This is a genomic window from Streptomyces sp. NBC_00154 (assembly GCF_026342835.1).
GTDB lineage: Bacteria > Actinomycetota > Actinomycetes > Streptomycetales > Streptomycetaceae > Streptomyces.
Map to the genome: position 1 here is coordinate 51,838 of NZ_JAPEMI010000005.1, position 14,585 is coordinate 66,422.

12 protein-coding genes and 1 pseudogene are annotated in these 14,585 nt (G+C 69.7%); 11 read left to right on the forward strand and 2 right to left on the reverse strand.

All coding sequences use genetic code 11. The features are described from left to right. Positions 1-43: 43 nt before the first annotated feature. The 6 genes from OHA03_RS47270 (at position 44) to OHA03_RS47295 (ending at position 6,408) form a co-directional block, all read left to right on the forward strand. Positions 44-523 (forward strand): hypothetical protein, encoded by a 480-nt coding sequence (locus OHA03_RS47270; RefSeq protein ID WP_267010122.1) that lies wholly within the window; start codon positions 44-46, stop codon positions 521-523. Next, positions 520-828, forward strand: coding sequence for a hypothetical protein (locus OHA03_RS47275; RefSeq protein WP_267010123.1), 309 nt, complete (start codon positions 520-522; stop codon positions 826-828). Before OHA03_RS47270 ends, OHA03_RS47275 begins: the two co-directional genes overlap by 4 nt. A gap of 127 nt (positions 829-955) precedes the next feature. Continuing rightward, positions 956-3,031: an ATP/GTP-binding protein gene (locus OHA03_RS47280; protein WP_267010124.1), complete on the forward strand. Its 2,076-nt coding sequence runs from the start codon at positions 956-958 to the stop codon at positions 3,029-3,031. Between the two features lie 23 nt (positions 3,032-3,054). After that, positions 3,055-3,471 carry a conjugal transfer protein TraB gene (locus OHA03_RS47285; protein WP_267010125.1) on the forward strand — a complete coding sequence of 139 codons (417 nt, stop codon included), beginning with the start codon at positions 3,055-3,057 and terminating at the stop codon, positions 3,469-3,471. An 82-nt stretch (positions 3,472-3,553) separates the two neighbouring features. Beyond that, entirely contained in the window at positions 3,554-5,701 is a 2,148-nt protein-coding gene (locus OHA03_RS47290; RefSeq protein WP_267010126.1) for a chromosome segregation protein ParM, read from the forward strand. A gap of 158 nt (positions 5,702-5,859) precedes the next feature. Further along, on the forward strand, positions 5,860-6,408 hold the full coding sequence (locus OHA03_RS47295) for a hypothetical protein (protein ID WP_267010127.1): 549 nt from the start codon (positions 5,860-5,862) through the stop codon (positions 6,406-6,408). Between the two features lie 188 nt (positions 6,409-6,596). On the opposite strand, the gene murJ is transcribed toward OHA03_RS47295, so the two are convergent. After that, positions 6,597-8,279, reverse strand: a complete 1,683-nt coding sequence (murJ, locus tag OHA03_RS47300) for a murein biosynthesis integral membrane protein MurJ (protein ID WP_267010128.1) — start codon at positions 8,277-8,279, stop codon at positions 6,597-6,599. Positions 8,280-8,624: 345 nt separating this feature from the next. Between murJ and OHA03_RS47305 the strand changes: the two genes are divergently transcribed. After that, positions 8,625-9,179, forward strand: coding sequence for a hypothetical protein (locus OHA03_RS47305; RefSeq protein WP_267010129.1), 555 nt, complete (start codon positions 8,625-8,627; stop codon positions 9,177-9,179). On the opposite strand, the pseudogene OHA03_RS47310 reads toward OHA03_RS47305, so the two are convergent. Further along, positions 9,159-10,786, reverse strand: a pseudogene (locus tag OHA03_RS47310) (IS200/IS605 family accessory protein TnpB-related protein). The gene OHA03_RS47305 and the pseudogene OHA03_RS47310 overlap by 21 nt on opposite strands. 201 nt (positions 10,787-10,987) lie before the next feature. On the opposite strand from OHA03_RS47310, the gene OHA03_RS47315 reads away from it, so the two are divergent. The 4 genes from OHA03_RS47315 to dnaN all read left to right on the forward strand — a co-directional run bounded on the left by OHA03_RS47315 (position 10,988) and on the right by dnaN (position 14,392). After that, positions 10,988-11,464, forward strand: a complete 477-nt coding sequence (locus OHA03_RS47315) for a hypothetical protein (RefSeq protein WP_267010130.1) — start codon at positions 10,988-10,990, stop codon at positions 11,462-11,464. Positions 11,465-12,027: 563 nt separating this feature from the next. Then, complete coding sequence (locus OHA03_RS47320) at positions 12,028-12,312, forward strand: hypothetical protein (RefSeq protein WP_267010131.1); 285 nt, start codon at positions 12,028-12,030, stop codon at positions 12,310-12,312. Beyond that, positions 12,309-12,680, forward strand: a complete 372-nt coding sequence (locus OHA03_RS47325; RefSeq protein WP_267010132.1) for a WhiB family transcriptional regulator — start codon at positions 12,309-12,311, stop codon at positions 12,678-12,680. Before OHA03_RS47320 ends, OHA03_RS47325 begins: the two co-directional genes overlap by 4 nt. A gap of 575 nt (positions 12,681-13,255) precedes the next feature. After that, on the forward strand, positions 13,256-14,392 hold the full coding sequence (gene dnaN, locus OHA03_RS47330; protein ID WP_267010133.1) for a DNA polymerase III subunit beta: 1,137 nt from the start codon (positions 13,256-13,258) through the stop codon (positions 14,390-14,392). Positions 14,393-14,585: the final 193 nt, after the last annotated feature.

Consider the following 14,585-nt stretch of genomic DNA (forward strand, 5'->3'; position numbering starts at 1 on the left):
CCATCCCCCCCCCGGGCCCGCCCGGAGAAGGAGAAACCCTGCCGTGAACAGCAACGACCCCAATCACGCAGCACCTCTGCGCGACGTGGCGCAGAGCCCGGAGGCAACCGCCCGGTACCTGGCCGACGTTCAGCGGTTCTTGCTGGACATCGGCAAGAACCTGGAGACCCTCGCCCTGGAGACCCGCGTCCACTGCCGCGACACCCACGTGGAGGGCGACCGGTTCTTCGACGCCTGGCTGCGCGCGCAGCCCGTGGAAAGGGCCCTCAAGGACGTGCTCAAGAACGTCCAGGCTGTCACCAAGGGCCTGGAAAAGAGCGCATTCAAGCGCCGCGCCCACGATGAGGCGGTCGCGAATACCGTCAAGAAGAGGAAGGAAAAGGAGCTGGAAAAGAAGCGGAAGAGCGCCCCGCCGCTCCAGGCCGCCCCGCAGAATCCGTCACAGCAGGGTGCGCAGAGCCAGAATTCCGGCTATGGTGGTCCCACGTCGATTTACGACCTGGGTAACAGGGAGTCGGCGTGACCCGCCCCCTCAGCAGCGCAGAACGCTCCGCCGAACGGCGCCAGAACTGGCTGAAGGAAGAGGCGGATAAAGCCCGCGAATCTCGCGGCGAGCAGGGGCAGATGGAATTCTGGCTCCGCCTCGCACGATCCCGAATCGCCAAGGACGTCAAAGCCGGTCGCGGTGACGTCTACGTCGGATTCGCGCTCATCTGCCGCCTGTTCATCACCGCGATGGACAAGCGTGCGGAGGGCGACGGACGGATCTGGAGCGACCTCCTGCAGTACGCGGAGCAGGTCGTGGCGAAGCACCCCCCGCGTCACTGAACGTCACCAGTGAAGGCCCCGCCGGGCTCCGGCGGGGCCTCGCGCGTGTAAAGCGTGCACACGTGCACGTGCACACGCGTGCGCACAAGACCCCACGCTCTGTCAAGACCCTGAAGGGAGGTACATCGTGTCCGACGTGGACGACCCGAACGGGATCCTGGTCCGCGGCCCCTGGAGCGGTGAATCCTCGTACGTGCCACCGCCGATGCCGGATTACGCCGACACCATTCCGGACCCGGAGGATATTTCCGAGGCTCCGCCGGAATCTCCGGAAGAGACGACGATGCAACTGCCGCAGATTCCGACCGCACCGGATCCCGAAATGGCGCTGCGTTCGGACGGAATTACGGCACCGGAAACCGGAGAAGACGACGGCGAATACGAGGACGGCGAATATGTTCAGCCTCGTTCTCTCGCTGACCGTCTCGGTGACTGGCTGGAACTCCGGATCGAAATGGCGCGGGCCCGCCATGAAGGCGAAAGTCCTTTCCGTGAGGCGGAAATAGCGCGGAAGGCGGCGCTGTTGGAGGGTCGCACTGCGCAAGAAGTCGCGATGATGGAGCAGAACGGAAAGCTCCACGCCGCGATGATGAAAGCGAAGGGCGACAAGGCGGCAGCGCGCGGAAAGGCTGACGCCGACCGCATGAAGTCCACCGGTTCCGGCCTGGGCGCGGACAAGGGCCGCTCGAAGGCCGGCGGGGGTGGCGGCGGTCCGTCGCGAAGCAACTCCGGGCAGGGACCGAACCGGCCCGGGCCCTCACGCGGAAACGGCAACTCCAGCGGCTCCGGGGGGCGTTCGGGGTCCGGGCAGTCCGGCGGAGGCGGCAAGGGCGGCGCGAAGGGCCCTGACCGGTCCTCTGGCGGCCGTAAAGCCGGTTCCGGGCGCGACGGGTCCTCCGGGGGTTCGAAGGGCTCGCACGCGGGCTCTGGCAGCGGCAGCTCGAAGGGTGACAGCGGCCGGGCGCAGCACGGCCCGGCATCCAACGCCCGTGCCGAGCGGGCCCGCGGCCGCCAGGAGCGGCGCACCGCGGGCCATGCCGCGGGTGTCGCCGATCGGACGAAGAACCGCGACCAGGCCCGCGACAACCGGCAGAGGGACTGGGAGGAGCGCCGCGCGAAGAAGGCCGAACGGGACGCGGCGAGGAAGTCGAAGCGGGAAACCGAGGCATCGGCGGAACCCGGCCGAACCACCCTGGGTGCTGCCGTCTCGGAGGAGGCCCGGCGGCGATGGGACAAGCGTCGCGCCGACGAGAGGGACGGCAAGGCTGGCGCGGAGAAGGTGAGCCTGTCCAAGGACAAGGAGGCTAAGGAGAAGGGCGCCGACGGCAAGGACGACAAGGCCACCAAGGACGGCTCTGACGGCCCGTCTAGCGCCGGAAAGGGCGGCGCCGCGTCCGACGAACCAGGCAAGGCGTCCAAGACTGGTGACGAGCCGTCTGACGGGTCGAAGAAGCGCCGACGGTTCCGGCGCCGACGCACCAGCAGCACGGGCCGGGCCGGATGGTGGGGCCGTCGCACCGGTCGCGCCGGGCGGCGGGGCCGGTCGTCGGACAGCCCGTTTGGGCCGGACGACTCCGCCCCGAACGTCGAGTGGCCCGACCGGTCCACACGCACCTCACGCCCCGCTGGCGGCGAGGAGGACATCGATGACGCGGTCATCGTCCCTGATGGCCCGGCGTCCGTGACGACCGGAGCCAAGGGCTTGCCGGCCGCGCTTGAGCCGCACACCCAGCGGCCTGGCACCAGCCGACCCGCCACCACGGAAGGGAGCAGCGTGAGCAGCGCGGAGGTCAACAGGCCGTCCGGGCAGGGTGGCTTGGCCGCCCAGCACCGCACGGACATCACGTTCGACGAGTACCTGATGGAGATGGCGAAGATCGCCGTCCAGGCCGCCTCCGACCAGGAGCGGGCGGAAGCCCTGATGGAGGCGCTCGGCAAGGTCGCCGACGCCCTGCGGGACATGGCAGCCGACCTGGTCGGCGACCACAACATCAGCACCGAGGTCACCGAGCTGATCTCGGACCTCGCCGACGCCGCCGGCCGCATGAAGCAGCAAGCCGAACGGTGCGCCGAGCAGTGCGGGATCGCGAAGGAGGCCGCCAGGCTCGCGGCCGCCGAGGTCGCCCGCGTCTACGGCCAGGACATGGACGCCAAGGAAGACGCGGGTCTGAAGTTCACGTCGGCCGGCGCCCACCACGACTAGGAAGCAGGAAGGGCCACCCCCTGATGAGTGATCTCGTACCCCGTTCCGCCGGTGCGGCGCCCGCACCGGCCGACGGTGACAACCGCTACAAGGCCGTCCAGACCAAGCTGCACAAGCTCGGCGCTGCCCTGGACGACGCCACCCTCGAACTCGAGGGGCTGCGGCGAAGCATGCAGTCCAACGCCTCCCGCAGCGAGGACGCCGCCCGCGACATCGAGGCCGCCGAGTTGGACGCCAAGTTCGTGGAGGTGACCAATTTGGTGTCGGTCGCCCTGGGTGGCGCCGCGGTCGAGGTCCGCAAGATGCATGGCACGGCGCAGGAGACCGCCGACCTCGCCCATGAGGCCAAGCGCACCCACTCCAAGCTGTACGGCGCGCTGGACGACATCCGTTCCAACCGGCGCGAGAAAACCCCCAGGCCGGCCTTCTTCAACCGCTGACCCCTCCCCACCCAATCACCCCGCCACGGGCGGCCCCGCACACCGCGGGGCCGCCCGTGCCCGTTCCCGAAGGAGCCCACCGGTGACCACGCCGCGCAGTGTCGCGCTCGAACGCCTCGCCTACACCCTCGCCGCGCCTGTGCTGGCCGTGGCCCCCAACGTCTATCCCGACAGCCCCGTCAACACCGTCATCCAGCTGGCCGGCGCCGCCGGAATCGGCGGCTGGGTCCTGGCCGCCAAGAGCGACGAGGCCGGCGCCGGACGCAAGATCCTGCGCTGGGCCCCGCTGGTCCTGGCCGCCGCCGTCGACGTCGCCGCCAGGCACACGCCCGGCTGGGGCCCGTGGTGGCTGGACGGTCTGCTCACCGCCGCATGGACAGCAGCCGGCTTCACCGTGCTGCCGTTCTCCCGGCACGCCCGACGCCACCACCGCCCTGCCGTCGCGGCCCCGGCCCCGCAACTGAAGACCGCCCCGGCCCCGGAGCCCTCCCCGGCACGGCCGGACGACGGCGCCGACCTGCTCACCCGCGAAGCGCGGATGCTGTGGGAGCGCGCCGGGATGCCCGCCCGCACCCACATCGTCAAGGCCACCCGGCACCCCGGCATGCGACACGACATGACGATCCTGCTGCGCGCCTCGGAGACCGGACGGCCGATCACCGGCCTGTCCGAGGCTGCCGTCGCCGCCCCGTTCGGCGTGGACGCCAGGGACGTCGCCTTCGCGGACGTCGCGATCCAGCCCGGCCGCCAAGGCGGGCCGGGCTGGCTGGAGGCCCGTATCACCCCCGACGCCAACCAGCGCCGCCGCACCAAGCCGACCGACCAGGAGCGCTGGACGGACCGGGTTGGCGGCCCGAAGGGCGGCGCCCCTGGCTCCGTCCTGGTCCACCGCACCCGCGACGACGAACGCGGCGTGACGTTCTACCGGGCGAAGATGGCCGACTCCACCGAGACCCCGCGCATCGACCTGGCCAAGGTCTGCCGCGCCCTGAAGCTGCCCGAGGACGACTCCTGCGTGTTCGTCCTCATAGACGGCAACGAGTTCCTCATCAGCGCGTTCGACGAACCGCCACTGAGCGCGATCTTCCCCGCCACCCGCGAACTGCTCACCCCGGACGCCAAGGGCATGTACGTGTGCGGGTTCACCATCACCGGCCAGCCGGTGAAGAACATGGTCTTCCAGCACGACAAGAACGCCGCAGCTCACGGCCTCATCCTCGGCGTGAGCCGCAGCGGGAAGACGCAGTTCTTCGCGATCAACATGGCGGCGGAGTCCTTGGCCGGTGCCGTCGTGTGGCTGTCGACCGTCCGCAAGGACGAGAAGACGACCACGCTCGGGCAGTACATCGACCGGCAGGGATCCACGGCGCTGTGGATGGCCCGGCAGCTGCGCGCGGCGAAGGCGCTGTGCGAGATCCGGGCAGAGATGCCCTGGCCGCACGACGGCAAGCCGCACGACTACAAGCCGGGCGACTCACGCTGCCCGTACCGGCTGCTGTCGGTGTACGCGGATGAGTTCATGACCGCCGCGCAGGACAGCCTGTTCGGCGAGGACATCCAGACCAACGGCGACGACCTCACGGTCACCGGCCTGAAGTACGGCATCGGCTTCAAGCCCGCCGGCCAGTCCCCGTTCGCACACAACGGGTTCTCCACCGAGATGAAGGACAACCTGCGGCAGAACAGCAGGCCCGTCATCTTCAACATGGGTTCGCCCGGCGCCACCCGCAAAGCCGCGGAGGGCACGATGGAGAACGCCTACGACGTGCCGACCATCCCGGCCCGCTACTCCCGCCAGGAAGGCTCCGCGATCGAGCGGGCCATGCGCGGCGAAGCCGACCCCGAGAACGGCGTCTCCACCGGCGGTGTCGCCGTCATCGTCCTGGACAACGGCCGCGCCGTACTCATGCGGTCGCTGTACGCGGACTTCGACACCGACCTGTCCAACCTGTTCCCCGCCGACGTCAACCGGCTCACCGACTACGAAATCAGCGAGCTGGAGAAGCGCGGCCTGTGGGGCGACTGGAACCGCGAGCCCGACCCCGGCGAGTTCTGGCCCGAGCCAGCTGAGGACGACGACGGCGACGATGACGGCCGGTCCCGCCGACGCGGCGGCGGCAAGGTCGACGGCGGTAAGCACGGCACCAAGTCCGACACCCGCCGTGCCGAGCCCCAGGTCACCTCACCCCGCCAGGCGCTGGAGGCCATCAAGAGCCTCAACAACGCCTGACCACCCCCGCACCCCATCACCCGACCACGGCCGGCCCGACCCGACCCTAGGACGGAGGAACCCAGCGCCCTTTCCCCTCCCCCTGCTGCACGACGTCGAAGGGCGCCGCCGAGAACGATCCCGGCGGCGCCCTTCAACGTTCCCCGCCTGGAGCCCCGATGCCGCACACCACACGCTCACCCGACATAGACCACCCCACCCCGACCACCCCGGCCGCCGCCCCGCCAGCGGAACTGTCCCTCGAGGACCGCCTCACCCTCATCGACGCGGCGATGACCGTACGGCTGGACGAAGCCAAGGTCGCCTACGAGGTCAACACCGCCCACATCCCCACCGAGCCCGTCGACCTGGCCGACGTCATCACCGGCCCCCTCGACACGGGGACCGTTCCGCTGCCGGACCTGTACCCGACCCCCGTCGCAGCCCTCCTGCACCGCGCCCACCACCGCCTTGTCACCGGCGGCTGGTGCCGCGGCTCCTTGGTTGACGCGGAAGGCGCCCGCTGCATGTTCGGAGCCATCCGGGCCGAAGCCCGCGGTGACGCGGGCCTGGAAAGCAGTGCCGTCTCCGTGGTCATGGACGCGATCCGCCGCAAGTTCGACGGCGCTGATTCCGTACCCGGCTTCAACGACGCCTTCGCCAGCGGACGCACCCCGATCCGCATGGTCGACCAGGCCGCCGGCCTCGCTGACGCCCGCGGCCTCTAGCCCCGCCCGTCCGGGCCCCCTGCCCCGTGCCCGAACCGCCCCGGATCGGGCACGGGACAGGCCACCCGGCCTGCACGACCACCGCCCCGCCGGCATTCGCCCGCGGGGCGCACCACTGCCCGCCACGCACCCGTTGGAGGACACCGCCGTGCTCAAGTGCACTCCGCCTATACATCGCGTGCCTGGACTCAACGCATCCCGGGCAGGCGACGCAACTCGCTGACCTTCATCAGCCGGGCAAGAAGGAGGTACCCCAGGGCTGTCGCGAGCGCCCCGGCAGCCAGTGCGACGGCCGTAGCCCACGTTCCACTTCCCAGGTCCGCGCACGCACGCGCCATGACCCAGCCCAGCCCTGCAGCTGGGCCTGCGGCGCAGAACAGTTTCACGTAGGTGCGACGCAGGCCGCCGTCGTCGATACGGCTCCCGAGCCGCCTACGCAGCAGATACGTGGTGAGGGCGAGACCGGCCACGTAGGAGAGGGTGTAGGCCCCGGCCATGCCGACTACGGCCCACCGGGCAGGCAGCAGCAAATGACAGGCGGTGACCAGAGCGATGTTGACCCCAGCGATCAAGGCCGCCATGAAAAACGGAGTGCGGGTGTCCTCGAACGCGTAGAAGCCACGCAACAGCAGGTACTGGGCGGAGAACGGGATGAGTCCGAGCCCGAATGCCTGCAACATGTACCCCAACGGACGGACCGAGTCGGCGTCCGCCGCTCCGTGGGCGAACAGCAGTGACGCGATCTGCGGCCCCAAGGCGAGGAAGAGGAAGGCGGCCGGCACGATGACCACGCCGCTGATCCGCAGCACCCGGGACAGGTCCGCGCGCAGATCCGGAATGCGCCCCTCAGCAACGGCCCGGCTCATACGCGGCAGCAACGCCGTCACCAGGGACACCGTGACGATCGACTGCGGCAGCATCCAGATGGTCTGCGCGTAGGTGTAAGCCGAGTAGCCAGCGCCAGCCTGCGGCAGCTCCTGGTCGGCGGCGTTGGCGTAGTTCGTGACCACTGCCAGGGCGACTTGGTTGGCAAGGACGAACAACAGCGTCCACTTCGCCGCATGGACGCTCTTGCCCAAGCCGGTACCGCGCCAGTCGAACCGCGGGCGGAAACGGAAACCGACCGCCCGCGCGAACGGGATCAGCGCCAGAGCCTGCACGGCGATGCCCGCCGTCGTCCCGATCCCCAGCAACCACACCTGGTCGGCGGTGATGTCCTCCACCCGGTCGGGCACCGCCATCAGCCCCAGATAGGCGGCGAACATGCCGACCAGCACCACATTGTTCAGCACCGGGGTCCACATCATTGCGCCGAACTTCTCGCGGGCGTTCAACACCTGCCCGTAGATGCTGAACAGCCCGTAGAAGAAGATCTGCGGCAACAAGAACCGCGCGAACGTCACGGTCAGCTCGAACGCCTCATGGCTGTCCGGGGTGTCCCGCATATACAGGCCAACGATCTGCGGCGCCGCCCACACTGCCAGCGCCGTTCCCACGCCCAGTACGCAGACCACGAGCGTGACCAAACGCTGCTCGTAGGCACGTCCGCCATCAGGCTGCGTTGTCCTGGCTCGGACCAACTGCGGCACCAGTACGGCGTTGAGCGCGCCGCCGATCAGCAGCGTGTACAGGCTCGTCGGCACGGTGTTCGCAGTGTTGTACGTACTGGCCAGCAAGCCCGTTCCTAGCGCTGCGGCCTGCAGCACCTGGCGGATCAGTCCCGTCGCCCGGGACACCACCGTGCCAACAGCCATCAGCAAGGACGAACGAGCCAGCCCGCCCTTGTTCTTCTTCCGCCGGGCGGCATACCGCCCCCTTGCCTGCTGCTCCTGCGGCATGGTCTGCGCCGCGGAGTCCGCCCCCTGCACCATGCCGTCAACCTACGTCCTTATAGCCCCACGGCCCCAATCTGCCCGCGTCACCCAGCAGGCTTCATCCCTGATGCTGCAGGACATTCTCGGCAGCCAGTAGTGCTGACGGACCTTCGCAGCTCGTTGCTGCCGCCACAGGAATACGACAGCCACAGAACAAGTGCTCTGCGCCAGTACCACTCAAATCCATTGGGAGCTGCCTGGAGTGCCACGAGGGCACGCCGGCCGACCCGAACAGCTACGTCGCTCCCCAGGAAAGCACCTTCTCGCTCCCTGATCCAAGCCAGGAGCTCACACCAGCACTCTCCGCATCGCCGTGATGCCGCCAAAGATCCCCACGGAAGGATGACCATACCGATCGACCCGGAGCATGAGATCCCACTGACGGTGCGCGCCCTCCACCCGGCCGTCCCCGACCCACAGTGGTACGCGGCTCACATGTGGAAGCAGCTCAAGCACTACCAACCCGCCCTGGCCGGCGCCCTCGCCGTACTCATCCAGGAGCTCGGGAACGAGTGGCCACAGCGTGAGTTCAACGCCCCCCGCGCCGACATCGTCATCGCCTCCCAGCCCCGCGTCCTGACCGGCTACGACTTCGAGCCGGAGATCGCCCCGTACCGCACCACAGACGCCGACAACTGCCACGCCTGCGACGAGGCCGAGGACCAGTGCCGGTGGCACCGCGGGTTCTCCGAGGCCGACGAGGACTGGCTCAAGCGTCTACTGAAGGCGCTCAAGGCGAACCCGAACGCGACGGTCGCCGAAGTCATGCAGCAGCACGACCAGGAACAACACGAACCCTGCGGCTGCGCCGAGTACTGCAACCGTCGGCCGCCCCGGGCCCCTCACCCCGCACCAGCGGAGAAGGAGAAACCGTTCCTAGCCAGTACGCATGAGTGAGTCGTGGACCCACTGCTGCGTACCGGCGCATCCCGAACGGTGTTGGATGCGCTGGGTTCCCGCTTTCGCTTCCCGCTCGGCGACGGCCCTCCGGGGGGCCGGTCCGTTGTGGGTGGGCGGGTTCCCTCACGTCCCCGGTCACCTGGTGCGGCCTGGGCGGTCCGATGCCCCGCACGATCACTCCGGTCGTGTGGGGGCGGTGCCGTCCGACGCCGAATCGGGTGCCCGAGGGCGCGTCGTCCGATCGCGATGCCCGCGGCATCGTGACGGGACATGGTGCGGCGTGGGGTGGCCAGCGGTTTCTGCCAGTGCTGGGCACCCCACAGGCTGGTGTAGGCGGGGTCGACCGCGACGATTGCCAGGCCGTGTTCGGCGGCCATGGACACCAGCCGGGCCTTGAGTTTCCCGGTGGGCATGCCTGAGATGAGCTGCCGGAATTTCCTCCTGCGGCCGTGCTTCTCGCGGGTCTTCTCGTTGGTGAAGTCGAGGTCTTCGAGGCCGATCGCGGTGACACCGGCCCGCACCGCCCAGTTGATCAACCGGGTCAGGGCGTGGCGGATCTGCGCGTCGCGGTGAGCGGCGGTGCCGGACAGGTCGTAGCCGAAGCGGTTCGGGTGACCGAGGGGGTTGCCGTGGACATCGAGGTGGTAGGCGGCGAAGTGGTCGGCGTTGGTGTCGACGCCGATCATGCCCCGGGCGCGGGCAGTCTCCAACGGGATGGTCTGGATGATGGGGCGCTGCCAGGATGCGGTCAGGTACCAGCGGCCGCGGCCCGTGTCGAGGTGGATGCGGTAGGCGACGGCCCGGTTCGCGGTGATGCGGTCAGCCCACTCCGCACCCCGGTGCACGAACGCGATACGGGAGGTGAGGGTGTACCGGCCGTGCCGGGCGTTGGCCAGGTGCGCGAGCGGCGCGGGCAGTTTCACCGACACTTCGCCGTCCGGGGTGACGCGGATCGTCTCGTTCCCGAACCGCTTCCCCGACTCACCATCGGCAGCAAGAAACCAGCGCTCCGCCTCCCACCGTTGTCGCCACTGCTCCTCGGTGAGCTGGGCCTGGGTGAGGTGGTGGCGAGTGTTCAGCAGACGTTTACCGCCCCGGACCACCCGCACCCGTCCCGCCTGCCACTCGGCAACAGCCGCAGTGTGCCGGGCCTCCAGCGTCGCGAGGCGGCGGGACTTGCGGAACCACTCGTTCTTGGACCGGTAGCCGCCAGCCGCGCGCTTGGTGCCCTTCTCCCCGAGCGGGAGGGACAGCCGGTGCCGCAACGTCTTGACCCCGGCTGCCAGGTTCTGGATGTGCGCCGCCTGGCAACGGCGCGCGAGCGCCCACTGATCGTGCGTGGCCTTGGTGATGGCCCCGGCGATCCGCGACGACGACACCCCGGTCAGCTCCCGCTTACGCGCCGCCCAGGTCTTCGCACCGTGCCCCAGACCATCCGCACAGCGGGCCTTGAGATCACGGGAAGCCAGCGCACCCTGATGCGCACCGACCGCACGCAGCACCTTCTCGTCCTGGGGGGTGAGGTGCTTGAGACGGTCCCGGACCGCCACCCCACGAGGTCCGGGCACCACGAAAGACGCGGCCAGTTCCCGCACACCGCCCACCTCATCACCCCCACTCAGGCCGGACGCCCTCCACCCAGCCCAACGAGCAACAGCCACCAAGGTCACCCATTCGGTCCAAGAACTCCCGTTCCCACCCCCACCAACCCACCGACAGGACTCACTCCCACTCACCACCACTCACTTCAGCTCAGTAAACCGACAGCAGCTCACAACGCCATCGTGCGGGAAGGCAGCGCTGGCATGACCCTGAAGACTCTCATCGACCTCATCGGTGCCCAGGCCCTGGGCGACCACCTCACCGCCGCCGTCCAGGACCTCGTCGACCGCGAACAGCTCGACAGCGCCGAGGCCTACCGGCGGATCACTGACGTGGCAGACGTCGGAGACCCGGCCGTGCTTGCCGCCACCCGGCAGACCTGGGTCCGCCGCCCCGACGTCGACCCCGAAGAGGCCCCCGTCAGGCGCCTGTACGTCCTGGAGCGCACCGGGACCGAAGTCTTCGTCGCCTACGCCGACATCGACACGGCCGCCGACGCCACGGACGCCGGGCAGGCCTGCGTCCTGCCCAGCAAGGACCTGTGGCGCAACGACCACTCCCAAGGCGCCGAGTTCGGCGTCGAGCTGCTGGACCTGTACCAGCTGGAGGCGTGGGAGCCGTTCGAGTTCCTGCTGCCGACCGTCGGCGGCATCGGCAATGTCCGGCCCGCCCAGAAATGAAGGAGTAGTGACCCCATGACCGTTCTTCAGCTCAGCGCCCACATCCAGCACGACCGGGTTCAGGGCATCGGGCAGACACCGATTGCCGCGCTCCACGAGCGGGTGAAGGGCTTCGATCTCACCGCCCGCGCCCGTCAGCAGGCCGAGGAACGCGCCGAAGCGCTCGCCTGGGACGCGGTCGTGACCGCCGACAGCATCCTCACCGGCAGCTTCCCCGACACCCTCGGCACCGTCATCAACGCCATGAGCTGGACCGGACACCATCCGGTCCCCGAGAACGACCTGATGGCCTCCGCGGTGACGTACCTCGGCTCCGTGGAAGGAACGCGCGGCTGGTGGCTGCACACAACCCGGCGCCCCCGTTGCGTGCGACCACACACTGCGGCTCCGGCGCACCAGCTACCGCGACGAGCGTCACGCCGACACCGAGCACCCGTTCTAGGCCCGTCGTGCGCACTTAGGTCCGGAAGAACACGACGATGCACGACCCGTGGCTGGTCACCTTCAAGCTTGCGGCCGCCCCGATCCGGCACGTCCCGTCACGAGCGAACCGGAGATTCATCATGGCCCACTCCACCACCCCCGCGGCCCGCCGCGAAGCGGCCGCCAAAATGCGCGCCATCGCCACCCGCCGCCCCCTCCCGACCCGCGGCCGCGACTTCCACTGCGCACCCTGCTCCACCGCCTGGACCGGCGCGGAAGCCGACTGCTGGTCGTGCGGCCTGCCCGCCACCCAGGAGCACGCCCACCCCGGCACCGGGCTCCAGCTATTGCTGAACGCAGTCGGCCGCACCCCGAAGCTGCCCCAGCCGCAGCTGATCGACAAGGAACTGGAGGAAGTCCGATGACCGCAGCGGCCCCGCCCAAGATCCTGGTCGACCAGATAGTGCCCCGCCCGCAGCTGACCGGCAGCGAACCCTGCCACACCGGCACCGCCCGGTTCAGCCACGACTCCTACCGTGCGGACCAGCCCGAGACACGCGAGGCTCAGCGCGCCTGCCGACGCTGCCCATTCGCGGCCGAGTGCCTGGTCTGGGCGCTCGCCAATCCGGAGCTGGCCCCGGAGGGGATCTGGGCGGCGACCACACCCCGCGAGCGCTCCGTGCTGCGCCGCAGGCTCACCACCCGTCTTGGTACCGGCGAACGGTACGAGCGGGCGCTGCAGAAGGCGTACGCGGACGCGGCCGCCACACGCGAAAAGGCGGCAGTCCGGTGAAAGCGGCCGCGGCGGCCACTCGCACACAGACGTTGGCCGAGCGATACGCCCGGACGCTCCAAGAGGACGTACCCACCGGCGAGGTCTTCCGCACCAGCAGCCCCGCAAAGTCAGCGCCCCTGACCGCCGCGCAGCAACTCCGCAACCGACAGCTCCTCGAGGAAGCCCTCACAGCCAGGCCCAGGAAGAAGCAGATTGCGGCATGATCCGCCCCCTTTACGATCCGGCCGCGTGATCAGACTGCATCGCCCGTAAAGGCGGCAACCACATCGGAACCGCCATCTGGTCCACAGCCTGGCGCAGCACCCTGCTCATCCACGCCGGGCTCACCGTCGACTAGGCCGCGCTCCACCTGCCGCTCGCCACCTGCCCCCTCAAGGTCGCCAGCACCGAAAAGCCGAGGGAATCCGGGTGCGCCGGCCGTCACGGCTACGTCGTCACCTGCTCCGCCCGCTCCTGGACCGAGACGAACAAGGTGCGTGCCGCGCTGGAGTACGTGCGCGACACGCACCTGCGCAGCCACCTCACCCAGCCCGCCGCCACCCCCGCGTCCGTCTGAGAAAGAAGGACTGCCCATGAAGCTCCGCCTCGAACTCGCCCCGTTTGCCGCCGCCGTCGCCGACGCGGCCCGCGCTCTGCCAGCCCGGCCGCCTGTGCCGGTCCTTGCCGCGCTCAGGCTGGATGCCACCGCCGGGCAGTTGACGGTTGCCGCCTTCGACTACGAGGTATCGGCCCGGGCCACTCTCGCCGCCGGCATCACCAAGGCGGGCAGCGTTCTGGTCCCCGGCCGCCTGCTGTCCGACATCACCCGCACCGTCAAAGGCACGAACTCGGTAGATCTCGAACTCGTCGGCCCGCGCCTGGTTCTGACCTTCGGCAGCATCCGCTACACCCTGCACACCCTGCCGCTGGAGGAGTACCCGAGCCTGCCCAAGTTCGGCGAGGCCTCCGGCACCGTCACCGGCAGCGAACTCGGCCAGGCCGTCGCCCAGGTCGCCGTTGCCGCCGGCCACGACGACACCGTGCCCATCCTCACCGGCATCCACCTCACCACCGCCGACGGCAAACTCACCCTGGCAGCCACCGACCGCTACCGCTTCGCCGTCCGAACCATCGACTTCACGTCCACCAGCGACACCGCCGACGGACAGGCTGTCGTCCCGGCGAAGGCCCTCCTCGACTCCGCCAAGATGCTCGCCGGCGCCGGGCAGATTGACCTTGCCCTGCCCACCAGCCAGAGCGTCTTCGGCATGGCCGGCCCCTCCCGCAGCACCACCATGCGCGCACTGGAAGGCCAGCTGCCCAACTACAAGAGCCTGTGGCCCACCGACTTCACCGCCACCGCCGTTGTGGACCGCGACGAGCTGACCGCGGCGGTCAAGCGCGTCGCCCTCGTCGCCGACCGCAGTACCCCCGTCCAGCTCCACTTCGCCCAGGATGCGCTCACGCTGACGGCCGGCAGCGGCGATGACGCCCAGGCCCGCGACCGGGTCGACGCCGCCTTCGACACCGAGACCGGCGGACCCCTCACCGTCGCCTTCAACCCCACCTTTCTGCTGGACGGCCTCGGCGCCATCGACGTCGATGCCGTCAAGTTCAGCATCGTCGCCCCGACCAAGCCCGCCGTGATCACCGGCGTCGGCAAGGGCGGCAAAGATCTGGGCGAAGGCGCCCTCGAGTACCTGCTCATGCCGGTCCGGCTCCCTAACTGACCCGCCCCTCGGGGCGGCCGCCAGGTCACCAACTTCGTCGGCCGCCCCCCCGGGCTTCCCGCCGCAGCACCACCCAGAAGACAGGACAACCGCCCGTGACCGTCACCGCCTCCGCGCCGGCCGCCGACACGGCCCAGACCGCGCACCTCGCCTACACCCCGACCCCGTCCATCCCGCGCGTGCTGACCGAGCT

What these genes read in the sequence shown, in the direction of transcription:
- OHA03_RS47315 (WP_267010130.1), top strand. Translation starts at nt 10,988, where the DNA reads ATGACCCTGAAGACTCTCATCGACCTCATCGGTGCCCAGGCCCTGGGC.
- dnaN (WP_267010133.1), top strand. Translation starts at nt 13,256, where the DNA reads ATGAAGCTCCGCCTCGAACTCGCCCCGTTTGCCGCCGCCGTCGCCGAC.
- OHA03_RS47295 (WP_267010127.1), top strand. Translation starts at nt 5,860, where the DNA reads ATGCCGCACACCACACGCTCACCCGACATAGACCACCCCACCCCGACC.
- OHA03_RS47325 (WP_267010132.1), top strand. Translation starts at nt 12,309, where the DNA reads ATGACCGCAGCGGCCCCGCCCAAGATCCTGGTCGACCAGATAGTGCCC.
- murJ (WP_267010128.1), bottom strand. Translation starts at nt 8,279, where the DNA reads ATGGTGCAGGGGGCGGACTCCGCGGCGCAGACCATGCCGCAGGAGCAG.
- OHA03_RS47320 (WP_267010131.1), top strand. Translation starts at nt 12,028, where the DNA reads ATGGCCCACTCCACCACCCCCGCGGCCCGCCGCGAAGCGGCCGCCAAA.
- OHA03_RS47305 (WP_267010129.1), top strand. Translation starts at nt 8,625, where the DNA reads ATGACCATACCGATCGACCCGGAGCATGAGATCCCACTGACGGTGCGC.
- OHA03_RS47285 (WP_267010125.1), top strand. Translation starts at nt 3,055, where the DNA reads ATGAGTGATCTCGTACCCCGTTCCGCCGGTGCGGCGCCCGCACCGGCC.